This is a genomic window from Saccharothrix sp. ST-888 (assembly GCF_000955975.1).
Taxonomy (GTDB): domain Bacteria; phylum Actinomycetota; class Actinomycetes; order Streptomycetales; family Streptomycetaceae; genus Kitasatospora.
This window is the reverse complement of record NZ_JYJF01000395.1, coordinates 1-413: the sequence shown is the minus strand read 5'-3', so window position 1 is coordinate 413 and position 413 is coordinate 1. Positions and strand designations below refer to the sequence as shown.

The window sequence follows — 413 nt, the reverse complement described above, 5'->3', positions numbered from 1 at the left end:
CCTCTGAGCTGCAATATTCGAGGGAGATCCGGACCATGGCGCACTACCGGCAGCTGGGGAGCACCCCGCGCAAGCGGCACCCCCAGCACCGTACGCCCCCAGGCGGGCTGTACTACGAGCAGTTGATGGCCGAGCAAGGGTTCTTCTCGGACTCCTCGCTGCCCTACCACAAGGGCATCCCCTCCGCGCTGGTGGACGCCACGCCGTGGGAGCTGCCCGGCCTCGCCACCACCCCGAACCTGCCGCCCAAGCCCCGCCACCTGAAGCTGAACGAGCTGTTCCCGGGCGAGGAGTGGAAGAAAACCGACGCCGCCACCGGCCGCCGCCTGGTGCCCGGCACCGCCGACGTGCGGATCGGGTACGTGGCGGCCGGTGCGCCGAGCGCGCTCTACCGCAACGGGCTCGGCGACGAG

1 pseudogene is annotated in these 413 nt (G+C 70.9%); it reads left to right on the top strand.

The annotated features are described in order from the left end of the window. Positions 1 to 35: 35 nt before the first annotated feature. A pseudogene (locus tag UK12_RS33255) lies at positions 36 to 413 on the top strand (homogentisate 1,2-dioxygenase); the annotation flags it as partial.